The organism is Pseudoalteromonas sp. 0303, from assembly GCF_013349995.1.
In the GTDB taxonomy this organism is placed as follows: Bacteria; Pseudomonadota; Gammaproteobacteria; order Enterobacterales; family Alteromonadaceae; genus Pseudoalteromonas.
Genome location: NZ_JABVXF010000025.1, coordinates 25,467 through 46,531, shown reverse-complemented (window position 1 = coordinate 46,531; position 21,065 = coordinate 25,467). Strand labels below are relative to the sequence as shown.

16 protein-coding genes are annotated in these 21,065 nt (G+C 41.8%); 7 read left to right on the top strand and 9 right to left on the bottom strand.

The window, feature by feature from the left end:
• Positions 1–6 precede the first annotated feature (6 nt).
• Together thrA and HUS62_RS15700 are read right to left on the bottom strand one after the other, a co-directional pair.
• Positions 7–2,424 (bottom strand): bifunctional aspartate kinase/homoserine dehydrogenase I, encoded by a 2,418-nt coding sequence (gene thrA / locus HUS62_RS15705; RefSeq protein WP_175080274.1) that lies wholly within the window; start codon positions 2,422–2,424, stop codon positions 7–9.
• Between the two features lie 227 nt (positions 2,425–2,651).
• Positions 2,652–3,026 (bottom strand): response regulator, encoded by a 375-nt coding sequence (locus tag HUS62_RS15700; protein WP_054562669.1) that lies wholly within the window; start codon positions 3,024–3,026, stop codon positions 2,652–2,654.
• Positions 3,027–3,263: 237 nt separating this feature from the next.
• Here HUS62_RS15700 and HUS62_RS15695 point away from each other — a divergent pair, with 237 nt between their 5' ends.
• Entirely contained in the window at positions 3,264–5,027 is a 1,764-nt protein-coding gene (locus HUS62_RS15695; protein ID WP_054562670.1) for a sensor histidine kinase, read from the top strand.
• 90 nt (positions 5,028–5,117) lie between these two features.
• Positions 5,118–6,026, top strand: a complete 909-nt coding sequence (gene rdgC / locus HUS62_RS15690) for a recombination-associated protein RdgC (protein WP_175080272.1) — start codon at positions 5,118–5,120, stop codon at positions 6,024–6,026.
• Positions 6,027–6,084: 58 nt separating this feature from the next.
• On the opposite strand, the gene HUS62_RS15685 is transcribed toward rdgC, so the two are convergent.
• Positions 6,085–6,927 carry an HDOD domain-containing protein gene (locus HUS62_RS15685; RefSeq protein WP_175080270.1) on the bottom strand — a complete coding sequence of 281 codons (843 nt, stop codon included), beginning with the start codon at positions 6,925–6,927 and terminating at the stop codon, positions 6,085–6,087.
• Between the two features lie 532 nt (positions 6,928–7,459).
• On the opposite strand from HUS62_RS15685, the gene HUS62_RS15680 reads away from it, so the two are divergent.
• The gene (locus HUS62_RS15680) at positions 7,460–9,160 is read left to right on the top strand and encodes a dipeptidyl-peptidase 3 family protein (protein WP_175080268.1); all 1,701 of its coding nucleotides are present in this window, start codon (positions 7,460–7,462) and stop codon (positions 9,158–9,160) included.
• 72 nt (positions 9,161–9,232) lie between these two features.
• On the opposite strand, the gene HUS62_RS15675 is transcribed toward HUS62_RS15680, so the two are convergent.
• Positions 9,233–9,982 (bottom strand): ABC transporter substrate-binding protein, encoded by a 750-nt coding sequence (locus HUS62_RS15675; RefSeq protein WP_175080266.1) that lies wholly within the window; start codon positions 9,980–9,982, stop codon positions 9,233–9,235.
• Positions 9,983–10,045: 63 nt separating this feature from the next.
• Entirely contained in the window at positions 10,046–10,450 is a 405-nt protein-coding gene (locus HUS62_RS15670; protein ID WP_175080265.1) for an HIT domain-containing protein, read from the bottom strand.
• Positions 10,451–10,562: 112 nt separating this feature from the next.
• Between HUS62_RS15670 and HUS62_RS15665 the strand changes: the two genes are divergently transcribed.
• Both HUS62_RS15665 and HUS62_RS15660 read left to right on the top strand, forming a co-directional pair.
• Positions 10,563–12,788 (top strand): S9 family peptidase, encoded by a 2,226-nt coding sequence (locus HUS62_RS15665; RefSeq protein WP_175080264.1) that lies wholly within the window; start codon positions 10,563–10,565, stop codon positions 12,786–12,788.
• A 149-nt stretch (positions 12,789–12,937) separates the two neighbouring features.
• Entirely contained in the window at positions 12,938–14,572 is a 1,635-nt protein-coding gene (locus HUS62_RS15660) for a methyl-accepting chemotaxis protein (protein ID WP_175080263.1), read from the top strand.
• Positions 14,573–14,635: 63 nt separating this feature from the next.
• On the opposite strand, the gene HUS62_RS15655 is transcribed toward HUS62_RS15660, so the two are convergent.
• The 4 genes from HUS62_RS15655 to HUS62_RS15640 all read right to left on the bottom strand — a co-directional run bounded on the left by HUS62_RS15655 (position 14,636) and on the right by HUS62_RS15640 (position 19,372).
• Positions 14,636–16,159: a leucyl aminopeptidase family protein gene (locus HUS62_RS15655; protein ID WP_175080262.1), complete on the bottom strand. Its 1,524-nt coding sequence runs from the start codon at positions 16,157–16,159 to the stop codon at positions 14,636–14,638.
• A gap of 103 nt (positions 16,160–16,262) precedes the next feature.
• The gene (locus HUS62_RS15650; protein WP_063529047.1) at positions 16,263–17,945 is read right to left on the bottom strand and encodes a carbon starvation protein A; all 1,683 of its coding nucleotides are present in this window, start codon (positions 17,943–17,945) and stop codon (positions 16,263–16,265) included.
• Positions 17,946–18,051: 106 nt separating this feature from the next.
• Positions 18,052–19,104, bottom strand: coding sequence for a DNA polymerase IV (dinB, locus tag HUS62_RS15645; RefSeq protein ID WP_054552593.1), 1,053 nt, complete (start codon positions 19,102–19,104; stop codon positions 18,052–18,054).
• A 61-nt stretch (positions 19,105–19,165) separates the two neighbouring features.
• Positions 19,166–19,372: a hypothetical protein gene (locus HUS62_RS15640; RefSeq protein ID WP_054562678.1), complete on the bottom strand. Its 207-nt coding sequence runs from the start codon at positions 19,370–19,372 to the stop codon at positions 19,166–19,168.
• Positions 19,373–19,525: 153 nt separating this feature from the next.
• Here HUS62_RS15640 and HUS62_RS15635 point away from each other — a divergent pair, with 153 nt between their 5' ends.
• Together HUS62_RS15635 and HUS62_RS15630 are read left to right on the top strand one after the other, a co-directional pair.
• Positions 19,526–19,954, top strand: coding sequence for a thioesterase family protein (locus HUS62_RS15635; protein ID WP_175080260.1), 429 nt, complete (start codon positions 19,526–19,528; stop codon positions 19,952–19,954).
• Positions 19,955–19,966: 12 nt separating this feature from the next.
• Positions 19,967–21,019 carry an aldo/keto reductase gene (locus tag HUS62_RS15630; protein ID WP_175080259.1) on the top strand — a complete coding sequence of 351 codons (1,053 nt, stop codon included), beginning with the start codon at positions 19,967–19,969 and terminating at the stop codon, positions 21,017–21,019.
• Positions 21,020–21,065 lie beyond the last annotated feature (46 nt).

Below are 21,065 nucleotides of genomic sequence, written 5' to 3'. Positions count from 1 at the left end.
CAGCTCCTAACGTGTTAACGTTTTTAAGATATCAGCAAATACGCCTGCAGCCGTTACTTCAGCACCTGCGCCATAACCACGAATCACAAACGGACGTGGTTGATAATATTGACTTAAGATTGCCAATGCATTTTCACCGTCACGGATATCGTAAAGAGCATGGCTACTATCTACGGCTTCAATGCCTACTTTACATTGACCGTTTTCAATAGTGCCCACATAACGAAGTACTTTACCTTCACTTGCAGCGCTTTGAATGCGGTCGTTAAACTGTGCATCAAGAGATGGTAGTTTTGCCATGAAATCTGCTACAGAATCATCTTCTGCAAACCCTTTTGGTAAAACTGATTCAACTTCAATATCGCTAAGTTCTAACTCAAGACCCGACTCACGAGCAATGATCAGTAGTTTTCGGGCAACATCAGTGCCTGATAAATCATCACGCGGATCTGGTTCTGTAAATCCACTTTCTTTTGCTTTTAATGTTGCTTCGCTAAGTGATAAACCATCTTGCAGTGCACCAAACATATACGATAATGAACCCGATAAGATACCGCTGAACTTAATAAGCTCATCACCGGCACCAAATAATGATTTCAAGTTATCAAGAACCGGCAGGCCTGCACCTACGTTTGTTTCGTATAAAAACTTACGGTTATTCTTTTGTGTTGCTGCTACTAAATCTTGGTAGTAAGCATACGAGCTAGTATTGGCTTTTTTGTTTGCCGCAACCACATGGAAACCGGCATTCAAGAAATCAACATATTGCGCAGCAAGCTTATCGGCTGAGCTACAATCTACAATCACAGGGTTAATTAAATGGTTTTGTTTAACAAATTGCTCAACCAGATTTAAATCAAATGCCTGCTCTGACTCGGCTAGCTTGTCTTGCCAGCCATCAAAAGCAATACCTTCACTATCTAGATAAAGCTGTCTTGAGTTAGCAACACCGTACAAGTTCAGCTTGATGTTACGTTTTTCAAGCCATGCTTGCTGACGCTTTAACTGCTGGATAAGTTCTTGGCCCACTAAGCCACAGCCAAGCAAAAACACATCGATTGAAGGAATGTGAGTAAAGAAGTTCTCATGGCACACTTTTACTGCGTCGTTGCACAGTTCACCGTCGATAACCGCTGAAATGGCGCTTTCAGTCGAATCTTGTGCAATAGCAACAATGTTAACCTGCGCTTGAGCTAATGAAGCAAAGAACTTAGCCGCTAAACCTTTGTGCGCACGCATGTTATCGCCAACTAGAGTAACAATCGCAAGGTTACGCTGTACTTGTACTGGTTCGATTAAACCGGCTTGTGATTCTAATTCGAAAGCAGTTTGTAATGCTTCTAAAGCAAGAGATAGGTCACTCTCATGCACACAGAAACTGATGCTAAATTCACACGAAGATTGAGTGATCAGCACAATTGAAACATTGTCGTGCGCCAGTGCATTAAATACTTTTGACGCCATGCCAACTTTACCTTTCATGCCTGGGCCAGACACCGTTAACATAGCGAGGTTTTGTAAACTTGATAACGCTTTAACTGGATCATTCGACACACTGTCGTTACTGATCACTGAGCCTTCTGCACGTGGGTTATGAGTATTTTTGATCTCGCACGGCACGCCTGCTTTAGCACAAGGTAAAATCGTTTTCGGGTGCAATACTTTCGCACCAAAGTAAGAAAGCTCCATTGCTTCTTTATAAGATAACGAATCAACCTTAGATGCTTTTTTGATATAACGCGGGTCAGCATTGTAAACACCGTCAACATCAGTCCAGATCTGGCATACATCAGCTTCTAGGCATGCTGCTGCAATGGCTGCTGAGTAATCTGAACCATTACGACCAAGTGTTGTTAGCTCACCTTGCTCATTGGCAGCAGTGAAACCCGGCATGATATAAATTGTGCTCGGTGCCGCTTTTAATGCTGCTTGAAAACGTAACTTACTTGCATTCAAGTCAGCTTCAGCATCAATGTAGCCACCCACTGAAGCTATACAATCTGTCGCTTCTAAATAACGAGCATTACTGTCTTTAAGCATACACTCCATCAAGGCAACACTTACGCGCTCACCAAAACTGATTGCATAAGCACGTACTTGGTCTGGGCAACACTTTAAAAGTGCAACACCATCTAGTTTATTCTTAAGCTCGCTCAGATCAGGCCAATTTGCTGTCTGACCAAAGTCAGCTTCGACAGCAGCTTTTAGTTGTTCACAGCGTGCAACCAAAGCTTGCCATAACTCACTAAAATCTTGCCCCTGCTCAGCAGCGCTTGCTAATGCTACTAATGAATCTGTCATGCCACCCGGCGCTGACAGCACTAACAACATTTCATCGCGTAATTCTTCTTTGACTAACTGAGCTACCTGTTGCAAACATGCGTAGTCGGCCAAGGACGACCCACCAAATTTTAATACTCGCATTATTTATGTTTCCTCATTCCATAAACGAAAAAGGCCTGTGTTCTAGTGAACACAGGCCTATAATTTTGTTGCACCGACCTATGCCACTATCCCGTAAGGATGATGGTTGTAATAATAATGGTCGTTGTGTGATTAAATGTTTTCATAGACTGTAGACTGCCTTAAATGTAGCCAGCCTGTCAACCCTTAAAGAAAAGATAAATTATGCGTTTGTGTTATATAAAAGATTAGTGAATACCAAATTTATGCAAAGTAGCTTTTAGTCGCACAAGATCTATCGGTTTATCAATGAAGTCAATAGCACCCAATTTTACTACTCTTTGTTTCATTTCAGCCTGAATATCAGCCGAAATCACTATAACAAAGCACTCTATTTTCTCTGCTTTGATTGTTTCGAGCACTGCAACACCATCCAATTCTGGCATGGTTAAATCTAAGCACAATAGATCAAAGTTTTGCTCGCGCAATAAGGCAAGAGCTTCGCGGCCATTAGTGGCTTGTTGAACATCTGCATCCAAGCAATCCCCTAAACAGCGTACTACCTGCTTTCGGGCAATATTTGAATCATCACAGACCAGTACTGAAAAATTAGGATTATTCATGAAATAAAAATCTTCGCTGTAGCAAATACAACATCAAAAAAGGCTAAATTAAAGATGGAATAAATTTATAACACACTTTTTCAAGCGCAGTAAGGGCAAGTTTTTTTTAAAATTTACTAACAATTTATAAATGTTCCAGTAAAAAAGGATATATTTATTTCTTTTTAACCATTTATTAGCTAACTTTAGAACTAGCTGAATGTATTACAATTGTCACCAAGGAGCTATGGATATTCCATGCTACAAAAAAGCCTGTCTAAAGAATTATTAACAAATGTACTCTCAGTCTACTTTTTACTTACTTTTGTAGTGACCTGTGGACAAGTTATTGCTGAGTACGTTAATACCAAAGATTACATTCGCGACGAATTAACGACTTTACAAAAAACATTTAGCCGTAGTTTAACCCGCGCTATTTGGGAACTGAACGATAAACAAACCATCACTACGGCTGAAGGCTTGCTGGCAATCCCTATGATCGAGGGTATTATTGTGCGTGATGATAGCGGCGAGGTACTCTCTCAGTTAGGTCGTTCGTTAGATATTCACGAGCTATATAGTCAACAGTTAGTGCAAGAAGAAGCGATTATCGAAGATACGCCATCAGGCTTATTCGGTTACACATTCCCACTCATTTTTGAATTTTCAGGTAAAACAACCCAAGTAGGTGATGTAACCCTGTTTTCAAGTCGTGAAGTGGTATTTAGCCGCATCATGATTTCTATCTACTTTTTAATTGGTAATGCAATGATCAAAACCACCTTTTTGATCATTCTTTTCCTACTTGCATTTAGAAAGCGCTTAACCGAGCCATTGGCACAATTCACAGAACAAATTGAAGATCTTGAACTAAACGACCTAGAAGGCCGCCATATCGAGATCAAAACCGTTGAGCACAACGAATTAAAAGTAATGGAAGAGTCTTTCAACCGCTTAATTGATAAGGTAGTACTTTACCGTGAAGAGCTTGAACATACGCAAAAAGAGCTTTTAATAAGCAACGAAAAGCTCGACCAACATAACTTACAGTTAGAGCAAGAAGTAGCACGCAAAACATCAAACTTAAGCCAAGCGATGATGGACTTGCAGCAACAAAAATACGAGCTAGAAAAACAAAAGCTGACACTGACTGAAGAAATTGATTTACGTAAACAAACTGAACAAGAACTCATAACCAAGCAAACTGAGTTACAACGCTACCTTGATGAACTAAATATGGCGCAAGAGCGCTTAGTTGGCTCAGAAAAAATGGCTGCTTTAGGTGGCTTAGTGGCGGGTATTACTCATGATGTTAATACACCTATTGGGATTGGTGTTACCGCAACGTCATTTTTACAAGAACGCTTGGACCAAATTGAAGCGGCATATAAAGAAAAAACCCTATCGCCAAAAGCGCTTGAAGAGTTTATTAATGACGCCAAGCAAAGTACTAGCCTACTCACTAGTAACCTAGACCGAGCTTCTGAGCTGGTTGCAAGCTTTAAGCAAATTGCAGTAGACCAAGCCAGTGAAGCCGTACGTACCATTAACTTTAAAGAGTATTTAGGTGAGGTGATCCGCTCACTCCATCCAAAGCTTAAGAAAACATCGCATCATATTAATTTAGATTGCCCTGATGATTTAACACTTAACCTGCCTGCGGGTGCGATTAGTCAAATTTTCACAAACTTGATTATGAACTCACTCATTCATGGTTTCGAAGGGATTGAAAGTGGCATCATTGATATTGTTATTAAAGAAGAAGATGACGAAGTCGTTATCGACTTTAAAGACAATGGTAATGGCGTATCAAAAGAGCAGTTAGAAAAGCTATTCGACCCATTCTTTACAACCAAGCGCGACCAAGGCGGCAGTGGCTTAGGCACACATATTACTTTTAACCTCGTTAAACAAACCCTAAGTGGCGATATTGAGGTATCAAGCGAAGTCGGTAAAGGCTTGCACTACCATATTAGTTTTCCGAAAAACATGCCAAAACCACTTTCAATGTTTAACTCATAAGCAATTAGCGCTGATGCCGAAATGATTCATTTCGGCATCAGTTTTTTATTGCTATGATTGGGCAAATTTATTGAAAGGATTAGCCTAATTATGTGGTTTAGTAACCTTATCTGTTACCGTTTTAAACAAGACGTTTCATACTCTCAAGAAGACTTCGACAAAGCCCTAGAACAAGACTTGTTCCGCTCATGTACAGGCCAAGAGCTTTCAACTTTCGGTTGGACAAAAGCCTTTGGTAAACATGGTCAAACCCTATCTCATTTCTCTCAAGACAGCATTTTAGTCTGTGCTAAACGTGAAGAAAAAGTACTGCCAGCTGCCGTTATCAACGAATTGGTTGCAGAGAAAGTAGAGCAAATCGAAGCTGAAGAAAACCGCCCAGTAAAGAAAAAAGAAAAAGACGAACTAAAAGAAAATATTCTACACACTTTACTGCCACAAGCTTTCAAAAAATCGAGCCTACAGTTTGCGTTTATTGATCAAAAGAATGGCTGGGTTGTGGTTAACAGCGCAAGCTTTAATAAGGCAGAAGAGCTTTTAGCCCTATTACGTAAATCACTTGGCACGTTACCTGTCGTACCTGCATTTGCGAATTACGATTTAGATGTATTTTTAACTGACTGGTTAACTAATTTCAGTACCCCTGAAGGCTTTTCTATCGGTAATGATGCAGAGCTTGAAGAAGCCGATGACAGTGGCGCTCAGGTTAAATTAAAAGGCCATGATTTATCGTGCGACGAAGTAAAGTCACACTTAGAAAATGGGAAGCGCGTAACTAAGCTGGCTCTTGATTGGCAAGAACGCATTAAGTTCATGCTACAAAACGATGGTTCAATTAAGCGTTTAAGCTACTCAGAAACATTAAAAGAAGAAAACGCCGACATTCCAAAAGAAGATATGGCGGTCAAACTTGATGCTGACTTTATCTTAGCGTCAGAAGAAATTAAGCAATTGCTAGAAGAGCTGACTCAAGGCTTAGGCGACGCAGAAGATTTATAAAATTAATCTGAGAGTTAATTAATTTAAAAGCGCGACTAAGTCGCGCTTTTTGTTGCTGTTATTCAGTAAAAATTGCTTTTACTTCATTAAGCATATCGTTATATTCATCGTCACTGAACATATCTAGTGATTCAATCACGCCTTTGTCCATGTAAGTTTGCAATGCCGCAGACTTATCAGACACCTGTAAGATGCCTTCTAAAATCGCGCCAATACGAATAAAATCAACATAGCAAATATGCTCTGGACGATAGTTTGGATTTGCCCAGCTTTCAGCTACTTCTACAAACTCATCAGTAAAGCCCCAAGCACGCATAATTGCGCCACCTACTTTACCACCCAGCTTTTGAATGGCATGAGCAAGGAAACTTGGGTTTGCGAACACCTCAGGGTGCTTTTCAGCTTCTGTTAAAATGGGCAGTACGCCAATGTTATAAACTAATGCCGCTAAGGTAATTGTGTCGCGATTAAGCGAGGTTTGCTTATTTCTGCGTAAGAAGAAATCCATTAAGGTAATTGAGTGACACGCAACTTTAAGCGTTTTTTGCCATGCCTTGTCCATATAGCCCTTGATCAGCTCATTATGCGATACAAAAAGCTGCTCCATTGCCATTGCAGTTGCAATGTTCTTTATTTGACGCAGACCAATTCGTGTTACAGCTTGGTGTAGGTTTGTGACTTTAACTGAGCGCCCCATAAATGCACTATTAGCGACTTTGATCATCCGTGCCGACAATGCCGGATCATGAGAGATGACATCTGCCATATCCATCAAGTTTACCTCGGGGTTATCCGCGGCTTGCCTTACCTTCACTGCAACTTCTGGTAAGGTAGGTAACACTAAAGTGTCATTATTTATTCTGTCGACCAATATGGTCAGTAATGCATTTTCTGTTGACATATGCGCGCCATCCTCTTGGGTTAGCCCGCCCAAACAAAGACAGACTAATGACTGACATTATTAGATTAGTTATAGTTTTAGTATTGTCTAACTTAGCGCTAAAGTTAAGAAATTCACAGAAATTATCTATTTTTTATATTTTTTAACTAACTAGGGCGTGTTGACCTTTTGTGATTAATTTTGCAGCAGTGTGTTTGGTATTTAGGCAAGGCAGAGCCTATGTAGTGTGGTTGTTCCACATAAATAGGCGATAACGCAGCATCAATGCCAAACACGCGCTGCCCTTCAGGTTCTTCCTAGGGGCGATTAACTCTTTGTTGCTCGATTTTTACTTAGCCCACTAGGTTACAAATCTCGCGCCGCGATTAAATCGCCCCTAGAGTGAACAAATTTTAATCCACAAAGGTCAACACGCCCTAATAAATATTGCTTCTAGTGCTGTAAACTTGCCATATATATGTCAGGTTTGCTTTAATGCATAGACTTTTTGTTTTCTAAGCAATGACTCTCACTTTTTTTAACGGGCAAAAAAATGACATTAAATAAAATTAGCCAAGCACTTATCTTATCAGGTGCTGTTTTCCTTGGTGCATGTTCTGACGAGCAAGCCACCACTTCTCAAACTAAGCCTGCTGCAGAGCAAACAAAGCAAACTACTGAACAAAACAACCCACAACTTATCAATGCTGAGAAAAGTCGCTTAGACATTTACACTGACTTTACGCTTACTTCTGATCTTAGCCACTTAAGCGATAACCAGAAGCAAATGATTGGCAAGTTAATCGATGCCTCAAAAATCATGGATGAGCTATTTTGGCGCCAAGCATTTGGTGAGAGCAAAGACGCTTTCTTAGCAAAAATTAATGATGAAAAAGTTCAGAAGTTTGCAGATATTAACTATGGCCCTTGGGATCGCTTAAACGGTGACCAGGTTTTCTTATCGGGTTATGAAGAAAAGCCACTAGGCGCTGAGTTTTACCCAAGCGATATCACTAAAGAAGAATTAAACAACGCAGTCGTGGATGACAAAACCGGTCTTTACTCGGTGATCAAGCGCGATGAAAAAGGTCTTCTTTATAGCGTGGCTTACTCAGTTGAGTATGCACAAGAACTAGAAAAAGCAGCTAATTTATTACGCGAAGCAAGTAAACTGGCTGATGATAAAGAGTTTGCTAACTACCTAAGCATGCGCGCAGACGCACTAGTAAGTGATGACTTCCAACCATCTGATTTTGCATGGATGGATATGAAAAATAACCCTATTGACGTGGTTATTGGCCCTATCGAAACCTATGAAGATCAATTATTTGGTTATCGTGCAGCGTATGAATCTTATGTACTAATTAAAGATTTAGCATGGAGCGAGCGTTTAGCTAAATTTGCTGCTTTCTTACCTGAGCTACAAAAAGGTTTACCTGTAGACGAAAAGTACAAGCAAGAAGTTCCAGGCTCTGATGCTGACCTAAATGCTTACGATGTTGTTTATTACGCAGGTCACTCAAATGCAGGTAGTAAAACAATTGCTATCAACCTGCCAAATGATGAGCAAGTACAACTAGAAAAAGGCACTCGTCGTTTACAGCTTAAAAATGCAATGCGCGCTAAATTCGATAAAATCTTAGTGCCAATTTCAGAGCAGCTAATTGTTCCTGAGCAGCGTAAACACATTACCTTTGATGCTTTCTTCGCAAACACTATGTTCCACGAAGTAGCGCACGGTTTAGGTATTAAAAACACCATTACTGGTAAAGGAACTGTTCGCCAATCATTGCAAGAGCATGCAAGTGCCCTTGAAGAAGGTAAAGCGGATATCTTAGGCCTTTACATGGTTGAGCAATTACTTAAGAAAGGCGAGATCACTGACGGTACGTTAGAAGATTACTACATCACCTTTATGGCTGGTATCTTCCGCTCAGTGCGTTTTGGTGCATCAAGCGCACACGGTAAAGCGAACATGATCCGCTTTAACTTCTTCGCTGAAGAAGGTGCATTCTCTAAAAATGCTGACGGCTTATACAGCGTTAACATGGAGAAAATGAGCCAAGCAATGGAGAAACTATCTAACCTAATCCTTACTATTCAAGGTGACGGTGATTACCAAAAAGTTGATCAGCTAATCGCAACTCATGGCGAAATCAAAGCTGAACTAGCTAAAGACTTAGAAAAACTAAGCCAAGCTAATATCCCTGTTGATGTTACTTTCAAACAAGGTAAAGAAGTATTAGGCCTTTAAGCCTTATTCTCCTCTAATAAAAAACGCTGCAATTGCAGCGTTTTTTATTGCCTGAAATCGAGTAAAACACGACTAGTGTGCAACGAAGTTCAAACCATATTTGGAGTTTAGTTCTACAATATCCCCGTTGATCAGCATTTTTTGAAACTCGGCATTAAAAGCATCAATAAATTCATCGAGTTCGCGTTGTTTACTAAAGCCATAGTAGCCCTGATTAACCGTCACCGGCGGCGATAACATAATCACTTTATCTGCTATATCTAAACTGTCGATCACAGGCTTTGCAGCCCGAGGATGGGTAAGAATTAAGTCAACTCGGTTATGCATCAATTGTAAAAAGCTAGCCCGCACATTACCCACTTCAGATAGCGATAAATTTGCCTCGTTACGCTTAAATTCAGGACCATAGTTCCAACCTCGAATTGTACCAATAATATCTTTACGAAGGCTGGCAAAGTTTCCAACCCAAGTCACATCATTGTTCTTTTTGGTATATAAAACAATCGGGTCTTCGTAAAAGGGCAAGTCACTAAATTGCATATACTGCTGACGTATAATGGATTTGTAAGGACCAATAATGGCATCAGCCTGACCTTGCTCTACCATTTTTAGAGCGCGTTTTAGTGGCATGATATCAATTACCAACTCATGCCCAAAACGCCTGCAAATTTCGTGAGCAATATCGGCACCTAAGCCAACCGCAGTGCCTTGTTGATCTTGCTCTAAAATGGCAGGAAAGTGGCTACCAACAAAGTAATAGCTTTTTGCAAAACAAGAAAAAGAGCTCAGAATAAGCAACACGGCAAACACTGTGTGTTTCATTTATTCTGTCTCCCTTCGTGCATCATCCATTTAGCTTAGTCCAACCTTGCTAGAACAAACAGTTTAAAAGTGAGCTTTTAATGCGGCAATTTGTTCGTCGCTATAAGGTACTGCAGGTAACTTACCCCAAATTGGTGTTGGCCAAGCTGCATCAGTTGTGAAACGCGCGATATGATGAACATGTAGTTGCGGTACCATATTTCCCAGTGCTGCTACATTGAGTTTGTCTGGGTTGAACACCTGTTGTAATAGTTTACTCAGTTTGCCCGACTCTTGTAATAAGGTAATTTGTAGCTCTTCAGAAAGGTCGATAATCTCTTTAACACCAGCGACGCGTGGCACTAAAATAAACCAAGGGTATTGGCTATCATTCATCAGCAATACTTTACACAGTGGCCAATCCACAAGCTCTATGCAGTCGCGTTGTAGTTCTGGGGCCAGAGAAAACGGCGTATCAGTATTTTTCATCAATAAATCCTTTGATATTGGGTAAACATCCCCTACTTTATAGCATTTTGTTGCAGTTGCCTAAGCTTACCATTACCATCGTGGCAGTTTTTATTCGAGCGAAGGTACTCCTGTGCTAAAAAAAATTAAATCTCTCTCACTTGCTTTGCCAGTGGTGGCAACAGCATTCAGTGTGACCGCTGAACCACTCACTCTTGAGCGTATTTTTGACGATCCAAGCTTAGCAGGTAAAGCGCCTGTACAACTTAAATTCTCTCCAGACGGAAGTCGTGTAACTTACCTGCAAGGTAAAACCGATGATTACAATCGCTACGACTTATGGGAATACAACTTAAAAGATAACAAAAACCGCCTATTAGTTGACTCTGCTGCGCTATTTTCTGGTCCAGAAAACTTATCTGATGAAGAAAAAGCACGCCGTGAGCGCCAGCGTATTTTTGGTAAAGGGATTTTAGAATATAAATGGTCAAAAGACGGTAAAGCGCTTTTATTCCCACTTAATGGCGACCTTTACTATTATGAGCTTGCTTCAGCTAAAAGCCGTAAATTAACCGACACAGAAGCATTTGAAACCGATGCACGTTTCTCACCTAAAGGCCATTATGTGTCGTTTATTCGCGAGCAAAACCTATATGCACTTAACTTAAAAACGGGTCAAGAAATCCAATTAAGTAAAGATGGCGGCGGCGTTATTAAAAATGGCATGGCCGAGTTTGTTGCGCAAGAAGAAATGGGCCGTATGACTGGCTACTGGTGGTCTGGTGATGAATCTAAAATCGCTTATACCCGTGTTGATGAAAGCCCAGTAAAAGAAGCTATCCGTAATGAAATTTACGCCGATGAAGTAAAGCTATTTAATCAACGCTACCCGTTTACAGGTACCGACAACGTTAAAATTCAGTTAGGTGTTGTAAGCATCAACAATCAAAAAACTGACTGGGTTGATTTAGGCGACGATCAAGATATTTATATCGCTCGCGCAAAATGGTTAAAAGATAACAAAACACTTTCTTATCAGTGGCAAGACCGCTCGCAACATAACTTAGAGTTACGTTTTTATAATAGCGACACTAAAAAACAAACCGTTGCCCTAACAGAAACCAGTGATACTTGGATTAACCTGCACTTTGATTTGCAGTTCTTAAACGATAAAAAACATTTCGTTTGGGCATCTGAGCGCGACGGTTTTAAACACCTTTATTTATACCGCACAAACGGTGAAATGATCCGTCAAATCACCCAAGGTGAATGGGTTGTTGATAGCTTAAAAGGTATCGATGAGAAAAAAGGCATCGTTTATTTTGCAGGTCGCAAAGATACAGCACTTGAGAGCCACCTTTACAGCGTACCGCTATTCAAAAAAGGCGAAATTAAACGCGTAACTGAGCTAGGTGCTTACCATAATGTGGTGATTGCTAAAGATAACAAAACCTTTATCGATAACAGCTCATCAGTGAATAAGCCTGGCTCTGCAGCATTACGTAAAATTAATGGCGAATTTATCACTTGGCTTGAAGAAAACAAGTTAGATAAGTCACATCCATTAACGCCTTACCTAGCTGATTTGATCACGCCAGAATACGGCACGTTAAAGGCTGAAGACGGACAAACCATGCATTACCGTTTATTCAAGCCAACTAATTACCAAGATGGTAAAAAGCACCCAGTTATTGTTAACGTTTATGGCGGCCCTCATGCTCAGCGCGTAACGAACAGCTGGCGTAGTAAAAACTTATACTTCCAGTACATGGCACAACAAGGCTATGTTATTTTCCAACTTGATAACCGTGGTTCATACAACCGTGGTAAAAAGTTTGAAGACGTGATTTATAAGCACTTAGGTGTTGCTGAAGTAGCAGACCAAATCAAAGGTGTCGAGTTCTTACGTACCCTTGATTACGTTGACCCTGAACGTATTGGTATTTATGGCCACAGCTACGGTGGTTATATGGCGCTTATGACTATGTTTAAAGCGGGCGACTACTTCAAAGCTGGTGTTTCTGGTGCGCCAGTAACTGATTGGGCACTTTACGACACTCACTACACTGAGCGTTATGTAGGTCACCCTGCAACTAACGCGAAAGGTTACGAAGCAAGTGCAGTTTTCCCATATGCCGAAGGCTTAAAAGGCCCACTGATGATTTACCACGGTATGGCAGATGATAACGTGTTATTCACTCACGCCACTAAGTTATTCAAACAACTGCAAGATCAGGAAAAGCAGTTCGAAATGATGACTTACCCGGGTTCAAAACATAGTTTACGTGGCAAGAGCGTACAAACGCACCTACACCAAACCATCACAAGTTTCTTTAACCGACACTTTAACGTTGAGTAATCACGTTTAATTTCGGTAACTTAGACTAAAGGCTGATTGTTAAATCAGCCTTTTTTTTGTCTCAATGTATTCTACTATTTAACTAGATTTTCGACCTATTTTAGCTACGCTTAATACATTGCTCCTATGGGCATGACGAAGGAATACACATGAATTTACGCCGTTTTACAATTTTTCAGCGCCTCGCCATGTTAGTGAGTGTGGTCGTGATAGGGCTGATATTTTTGAGCGTCTCGAGTTTAACGCAGCAATACAGCTCGCTAAAGCAAGAGCAATACATAAAAACCCAAAACCTTGTTGAGTCTGCTTACTCTATTATTGAGCATAACTATGAATTGTTTGAGCAAGGTAAGATGAGTGAGCAACAAGCCAAACAAGCAGCCCTCGAAACAATTTCTGCACTACGTTATGACAACAGCAATTACTTTTGGATCAACGACTATCAACCCGTGATGGTCATGCACCCATTTAAGCCCGAATTAAATGGTAAATCGCTAGCGGGCAGTAAAGATCCAGATGGCGTGTTGTTATTTGTCGATATGGTTAATATCGTCAAAAAACAAGGTGAAGGCTTTATTCCCTACAAGTGGCCAAAGCCAGGTAAAGATAAGCCGGTTGATAAAATTGCCTACGTAAAAGGTTTTGATAAATGGCAATGGATTGTAGGCTCTGGTGTCTACATTGATACCATTGAAGAGGCATTCTCTTCGCTTCGTACTCATGTCATTATCACCGCAGTGGTGATCATTGCCCTACTGGTTGCGCTAAGCTACCTAATTGCTAATAGTATTCTTCGCCCGACCCAACTTGCCGCCGACATGATGAAAGACATCTCGCAAGGTGAAGGCGATTTGACCCAAAAGCTTGATGAAAATGGCAATGACGAAGTGTCTCGTTTGTCGCGCTACTTTAACTTGTACACCGCAAAAATGCGTGAGTCACTGAAACATGTTGCCCACAATGCCGAGCAAGTAAATCAGTTTGCCCATAGCGTTGATGATGCCAGTAAAACCAATCACTCCTTTATTGAGCTACAAAACGATAGCTCAACTCAAGTAGCAACCGCAATGGAACAAATGACTCATCAAATTCACGATGTTAGTCAAAATGCCGACCAAGCTGAACATGCCGCTAATGAAGCAGCGCAAAATGCTGAAGCGGGCAAGCAGGTTCTTAACAAGACTATCACCGCCATTGAAACCCTGTCGCATAATATTGAACAAGTGAGTAAGGTAACGGCGGATCTTGCTGCAGAGAGTAACAACATTGGCTCAGTACTTGATGTTATCCGAAGTATTGCTGAGCAAACCAACTTACTGGCTCTCAATGCTGCCATTGAAGCGGCCCGTGCTGGTGAACAAGGTCGAGGCTTTGCCGTAGTGGCTGACGAAGTGCGTACATTAGCAAGTCGCACAGGTAAAAGTACTGATGAAATTCAAGCCATGATCAGTAAACTACAAACAGGCGCACAAGCTGCTGTTGATGCAGTTTCGGCAAGCCAACAGTTATCAACTGAAACGGTTTCACAAGCAGGTGAAGCAAATAGTTCATTGAGTGAGATTGAGCGACTTGTCTCTATTATTAAAGATATGAACAGCCAAATCGCCCGCGCTACCGAGCAACAAACCAGCGCCGCAGATGAGGTTAATTTACGGATTAATGAGCTTTCACAATCAACCGAACAATCATTGTCGAATACCGAAGGACTCTCGAACGCCAGTGAAAACTTAAAGCAAAGCTCACAAGCGTTAAGTGATGTCGTTAACCGCTTCAAGCTCGACTAACACCAAAAAAAGCCCCGCACTGCAGTGCGGGGCTTTTAAAACTAAAAACTTATAGCTTTTAGCTTATAAACAATAACGAGCGAATAAGCTGCTTACTGTTGCTGCGGTAGGCTTACCATGTTGCCAATCACCGCCTTCTACGCCGCTACCTGCGATGTCCATATGAACATACGGTAATGGCTTTGCAGATTCAGTCCCATGTTTATCTAAACCACCAACAATCGCTAAGAATGCCATTGGGAACTGGTGACCACGAGCTGTCACTGCAGAAGCGGCATTGTTACTTGATAATACATCGTCAGCTAACGTGCGAGGACGAATAAAGTCATAATCTTCACGGCGGCTACGAGATACTTCGGCGCCATCTGCCCATAAATCGCCTAAGTCAGCAATTTGGCGTGAAATTTTCGCTGCGCGAGCTGGACCATTTTCAACATACGCACTGTAAGGACCCATCGCACGAGCTGCGTGGCCTGTTAGTGTTGCAACAGTGAATAGCTCTGGATTTACTTCGTTTAAAGCACGATCTTTCATTTCGCTTAATAGGTCACCCATTGCTAAACGGCCTTCAGCATCTGTGTTACCGATACGAACACGCACACCTTCACGGCTGGTAATGATTTCATCAGGAACAAAACAATCAGAACCAATTGAGTTACGAACTACGGCTAAGTAAGCAATCACTTTTACGCCTTTTGGTGCAAAGTCAGCCACTGATTTCATAAAGCCAGCAACCGAAGCTGCACCGCCTTTATCGCGGCTCATACCTGCCATAAAGCCACCCACTTTAAGGTCTGCACCACCGGTATCGTAAACTAAACCTTTACCAACAAACATTAAGGTACGCTCAACGTCGCCTTCAGGCACGTATTCTAGTTTTACAACACGTGGGTGATGACGCTCAACAGCGTAAGATGCGCGCGCTACGGTGCTCATCATTGGGTAATCTTTATCGATAGTGTTGATATCTGAAATCACTTCAACAGACACCTTACTATCAGCAAATAACTCAACGCAGTAATCAGCAAAACGTGGTGGTGCCATACGCTCAGGTTCTGTACCACATAAATCACGTGCAGCATATTGACCTGCAGCAATAGCATTAAGCGCTTTGCTCATTGTCTCGTCTGCACCCACTAGGCTAATTTGGCTAATTGGTTCAATCGCTTGGCCGTGAAACTCACGTGCCTCAAGTGGTTGCCAAAGCGCTTGGCAAGCACCTAAATAAGCCACTTCAAGGGCATGCTTGTAACGGCTATCTTGATTTACGTTAGCAAGTAAAATTGCAGGCTGAGTGCTACCCGATGCTTTCGCCTCTAGTACACCTTGCTTCGCTGCATCAAAGTAACGACGTACATCATCATAATCACGATTTAGAGGGCCTGTAGGCGCTAAAATAACGCGTTTAGAGTCAATAACAAGTAATGTCACTTGTTTGCCAATACGTGCGTCTACAGCTTGTTGAGCGCTAATAGCTTGGCTTAAGCTTGCATCTGCTAAAGAAGAAAAATCATCACCGATAATAATCAATGCATCGTGATTTGCATCCGCTAATTGCGGGGCTGCAACTGCATGAGGGTATGCCATAAAAAAGGTCCTGCTGTTAGAAACATAGGACCTTATTATCATTGATTTAGAGCGCTATTGCCAGCCAAGTAAGACAGCTTACGATATGGCTGGCAAGCTAAGTTTACTGCTCTGTAATGTGTGCTGAGTCTTTACGATGCTTAACAATTACAGACCAAGCTTCAAGCATAACCAGTACGCTCACAACCAGTACTAACAAATCAAGTGTCACTAGTAACCAGTTACCTTGTTGGTAGTACTCGCCCAGTTTAATAACCCCAGCAAAGAACGCCATAACTAGTACAAAGCTCATTGGGATCAAGGTGTATTTAGCCGGGCGATTCGCTTTAATAAGCATTACCGAGATAACCAGTAGGGTTAAGCTGGCTAAGATCTGGTTAGTCGAACCGAATAATGGCCAAATGATCATACCGCCGCTACCGTCAGCGCCACCAGCACCAAAAGCAAGCAGTAAACAGCTAAGTACTGCAATGAGTGTAGCTACAATACCATTACGAATGATGCTGATATTATAAATATCACCCCACTCTTGAATGATATAACGCTGCAGGCGCACGCCAGAGTCCATCGTAGTCCCCGCAAACAAGACCACCATTACGGCAAGTAAAGTTGATGCCACCTCTTGCGAGATACCCCAACCACTTTCAATTAAGTTTGCGCCACCATTAATAAAGGCACTCACACTACCGGCGCCTAAGTGACTGTAAATTTCGTGCCATTCTTCAGGTGATACTGCAAGTGCAACACCACTTACTGCAACTAGTGTAATAAGCGCAAGCATACCTTCGCCTACTGCACCTAAGTAACCCACAAAGCGACCATCGGTTTCTTTGTTCAACTGCTTAGAGCTGGTACCTGAAGACACAATACCGTGGAAACCCGATACCGCACCACAAGCTATGGTCACAAATAGCAATGGAATAATACTTGGTGTATCAACCGCCGTTTGAGTATTAAACGCAGGCGCTGTGATATCCGGCATTGACACAAAAACCGCACCATATAGTAATACTAAACCAACCAATAACTGCATACCGTTAATGAAGTCGCGTGGCTGTAAAAGCATCCATACTGGCAATAATGAAGCAATGGCTGCATAGATAAATAAGATGATGATCCAGTTCGCATTCGCACTTAAGCCAAACATTTCATCAGGTAATGAAATCGGCATGCCACTACCAAGGTAAATGGTGTAATAAAGAATTCCCACACCAATTAAACAAAGCGGAATTAACGACACTTTACGGCGTAGCAACTGACCAATAACTAAGGCCACGACAATCGCTGACCAAGCTGGGAATACCGCGTTGGGTTGCGATACAAATGACTTGGCAATCACCACACCAAATACCGCATTCACCATCAGTAGTACTAAGAACACCACAATCATAAATAATGCACGGGTGCGTTTACCAATTACGCTTTCAGATAAAGCGCCCATTGATTTGCCTTTGTTACGCGCACTGGCCCATAGAGCGCCCATGTCGTGAACACCAGCAAAAAAGATAGTACCAAATACTACCCACAGTACCGCAGGCACCCAGCCCCAGTATACGGCAATGGCAGGGCCAACAATTGGCGCAGCACCTGCGACAGAGGTGAAATGGTGGCCCCATAACACAACTTTGTTAGTTGGCACATAATCCACACCATCCTCAAGTTCATGAGCTGGTGTGACAAAATTATCATCCATTTTAAATATTTTTTCGGCGATGAATTTCGAATAAAAGAACCATCCGAACAACATACCGACTATTCCGAGCAGCACGATTACGACCGATTGCATAGTCATCTCTCTTATTAAGTTATAATGTTGTCTAAGGTGTTGAACTAGGCAGGCCTAGCACCCCAACTAGACACTAACAAACTTTCAAGCACCAAGGTGTTAACCTTTAGTCTAATATACTCAGCTGAAAATGCTCGTGAGCCTGACTCTTTATTCCGACACCTATTCCTAACAGGCGTACTGGCTGGTTGTTACCTCGCTCATAAGCTTTACTCATTAACTCAGCAAAAATGCGTTCGTCTAATTGATGGTGGCTTTGATCGGCACTGGTCACGACAAAATTGGCAAACTTGACCTTCACCGATAACTTATTGATGCGGTTGTTTAATTGTTGTTTATCAAGACGACGAGTTAATTCATCCATCAAGCGGGGTAACTGACTTAGACACTCATCTAAATTATTTTTGTTGTATTCATAGGTGTGCTCAACACTGAGCGACTTTCGTACTCGCTCAGTTGACACTTTGCCAACGTACTCGCCTGCACACTTTTGATATAAAGACACGCCAAAATTACCAATGTGCTGCTGCATCCAATTAACCCCTTTCGCGCGCACATCAGCCCCTGTGTAAAGCCCTTTAAGTTGCAGTTTTTCTAATGTCACCTTGCCTACGCCAGGGATTTTACCAAGCGGTAAACTCGCCAAAAAGTCATCAACTTGATCGGGCAATACCACAAACTGACCATTAGGCTTGTTTTCATCGCTGGCAATTTTGGCAATAAACTTAATTGGCGCGACGCCCGCTGAGGCCGTTAGTCCGGTGGTGTCATAGATTTCTTGGCGGATTTGCTGAGCCATGAGTGTTGCACTGCCTTTGCACGCAGTACTGTCGGTTACATCAAGGTAGGCTTCATCTAACGATAACGGCTCAATAAGGTCGGTGTACTTTGCAAAAATGGCGCGAATTTGCGTGGAGATTTCTTTATAAACCTGCATTCGTCCGGGCACGATAACCAGATCGGGGCACAGTTGTTTGGCGTGATAGTTCGACATCGCCGAGCGCACACCATATTTACGGGCAATATAATTAGCAGTTGAAAGCACCCCGCGACGACTATTACCACCTATAGCCAGTGGCACATTGGCAAGCGCGGGGTTATCACGCATCTCAACGGCTGCATAAAAGCAGTCCATATCGATGTGAATGAATTTTTTCATCAGGAATACAACAACTGTTTATATATACAGTTATTATATTTAAACTTCCTGAGAGTGCAAGCTAAGAGGTTTGGCTTGTTTGTTGGTTTGGTTTTTTACGGCTAATAAGCCGTGAACCAAATAACCAAAACGCGGCTTCTAATAACAAGCCCACGACAATTAAAGCGATAAATCCTGACATTGTGCCCATGCTATAACAGAGCAAAGCTAGAGCTAGCAAGATGAAAAGTGCAATCCACTTTATCACCCTCAAGGTTAGTTGCTGCATAATTAAGGTCCTTTAATGTGTGTTCATTTTGCTCACACTTTACGTAAGCGTGAACTTATAAATCTAGCACAATCTACTGAGTTTTCTAATTTCCTTGAGCTAAAAGCAGCATATTGCTAACCTAAGATTTCTCACAATCAACGAAGATTTACTATGCAGTCGTTTATAGAACAACACCCTATCAGAACAAAAATTAATGTTGCATGGGGCGAAATGGATGCCCTGCAGCACGTCAATAATGTGGTGTATTTTCGCTACTTTGAAACAGCCCGTATCGATTTTTTTACTCAACTCGGCTTTCTTAAAGATTTACAAGTAACAGGTGTAGGTCCGGTGATCAGCGAAAACAACGCCCGCTATAAACGCCCGGTGACATTTCCTGATACTGTGCATGTTGGTGTAAAGATTAGTGACATTGAACAAGATCGTTTTATGATGCATTACACTGTATTTAGTGAAAGCCAAGACGCAGTAACAACCATTGGCTCATCACAGGTGGTTATGTTTAATTTTAAAACGGGTAAAAAAGCGCAGTTAAATGATAAGTTATTAACTGCACTTAAAGCCCATTCTAGCGATTAACAAGGATCTATTATGCTTTATAGCCCACTTGGTCGAAGTGGTATTGATGTATCTCGTGTTTGCTTAGGTAGCATGACATGGGGTATGCAAAACAACCAAGCCGATGCCGATGAACAAATCGCCTATGCATTAGATAAAGGCGTTAACTTTATTGATACCGCCGAAATGTATGCCGTACCACCTTCTCCAGACACCTACGGTAAAACAGAAGAGATCATTGGTAATTGGTTAGCGCGTAATAAAGACAAACGCGATGATCTTGTCATTGCCACTAAAATTGCGGGTAACGGCTTACCTTGGGTACGCGATGCAGGCGATATTACTCGCCAAGCCATTGTTGAAGCCGTTGATGCATCTCTTAAACGCTTACAAACTGAGGTTATCGATTTATACCAATTACATTGGCCAAACCGTACATCACCGCACTTTGGTAAACAATGGCCAGGTAAAGTGTGCTTCTCAGAGGCTGACACTGAACAAAATATCGCGGGTATGTTAGATATTCTTGAAGGGCTGAATGACTGTATCAAGGCTGGTAAAATTAAGCACTGTGGTTTATCAGACGATACACCTTGGGGCATCAGCCAGTACTTACGCTTAAGTGAGCAGCATAACCTTCCGCGCATGGTATCGATTCAAAACGAATTTAGTTTATTGCACGCCAAAGATTGGCCGTATTTAATTGAACAATGTATTCATGAAGATATTGCTTACCTACCTTGGTCACCACTAGGTGGCGGCATGCTAAGTGGTAAGTACTTAAATGGTGCTCGCCCTGAAGGTAGTCGTTGGACGCTAGTGCAACGTAATGGCTTATTTAGAGACACAGCACAATCACGGGCTGCGATTGCTGAATATGTTGAAATTGCTAACGCCTTTAATTTAACTCCTTCACAACTTGCATTGGCTTGGTGTGATCAAGTGGATGGCGTAAGCTCAACGATTATAGGTGCAACATCAATGGCGCAGTTAAAAGAAAATATCGATGCTTTCTCGGTGCAATTAAGCGATGAAGCTAACGATAAAATCGCTGATGTATTTACCCGCTATCCTATGCCTTTCTAAGCAATTATTTGCATTAGTATAAGCCTGTTACCTGACAGGCTTATTA

Excerpts from the sequence above, each read along its gene's own strand:
- thrA (WP_175080274.1), bottom strand. The coding sequence starts at position 2,424 with ATGCGAGTATTAAAATTTGGTGGGTCGTCCTTGGCCGACTACGCATGT.
- HUS62_RS15700 (WP_054562669.1), bottom strand. The coding sequence starts at position 3,026 with ATGAATAATCCTAATTTTTCAGTACTGGTCTGTGATGATTCAAATATT.
- HUS62_RS15695 (WP_054562670.1), top strand. The coding sequence starts at position 3,264 with ATGCTACAAAAAAGCCTGTCTAAAGAATTATTAACAAATGTACTCTCA.
- rdgC (WP_175080272.1), top strand. The coding sequence starts at position 5,118 with ATGTGGTTTAGTAACCTTATCTGTTACCGTTTTAAACAAGACGTTTCA.
- HUS62_RS15685 (WP_175080270.1), bottom strand. The coding sequence starts at position 6,927 with ATGTCAACAGAAAATGCATTACTGACCATATTGGTCGACAGAATAAAT.
- HUS62_RS15680 (WP_175080268.1), top strand. The coding sequence starts at position 7,460 with ATGACATTAAATAAAATTAGCCAAGCACTTATCTTATCAGGTGCTGTT.
- HUS62_RS15675 (WP_175080266.1), bottom strand. The coding sequence starts at position 9,982 with ATGAAACACACAGTGTTTGCCGTGTTGCTTATTCTGAGCTCTTTTTCT.
- HUS62_RS15670 (WP_175080265.1), bottom strand. The coding sequence starts at position 10,450 with ATGAAAAATACTGATACGCCGTTTTCTCTGGCCCCAGAACTACAACGC.
- HUS62_RS15660 (WP_175080263.1), top strand. The coding sequence starts at position 12,938 with ATGAATTTACGCCGTTTTACAATTTTTCAGCGCCTCGCCATGTTAGTG.
- HUS62_RS15655 (WP_175080262.1), bottom strand. The coding sequence starts at position 16,159 with ATGGCATACCCTCATGCAGTTGCAGCCCCGCAATTAGCGGATGCAAAT.
- HUS62_RS15650 (WP_063529047.1), bottom strand. The coding sequence starts at position 17,945 with ATGCAATCGGTCGTAATCGTGCTGCTCGGAATAGTCGGTATGTTGTTC.
- dinB (WP_054552593.1), bottom strand. The coding sequence starts at position 19,104 with ATGAAAAAATTCATTCACATCGATATGGACTGCTTTTATGCAGCCGTT.
- HUS62_RS15640 (WP_054562678.1), bottom strand. The coding sequence starts at position 19,372 with ATGCAGCAACTAACCTTGAGGGTGATAAAGTGGATTGCACTTTTCATC.
- HUS62_RS15635 (WP_175080260.1), top strand. The coding sequence starts at position 19,526 with ATGCAGTCGTTTATAGAACAACACCCTATCAGAACAAAAATTAATGTT.
- HUS62_RS15630 (WP_175080259.1), top strand. The coding sequence starts at position 19,967 with ATGCTTTATAGCCCACTTGGTCGAAGTGGTATTGATGTATCTCGTGTT.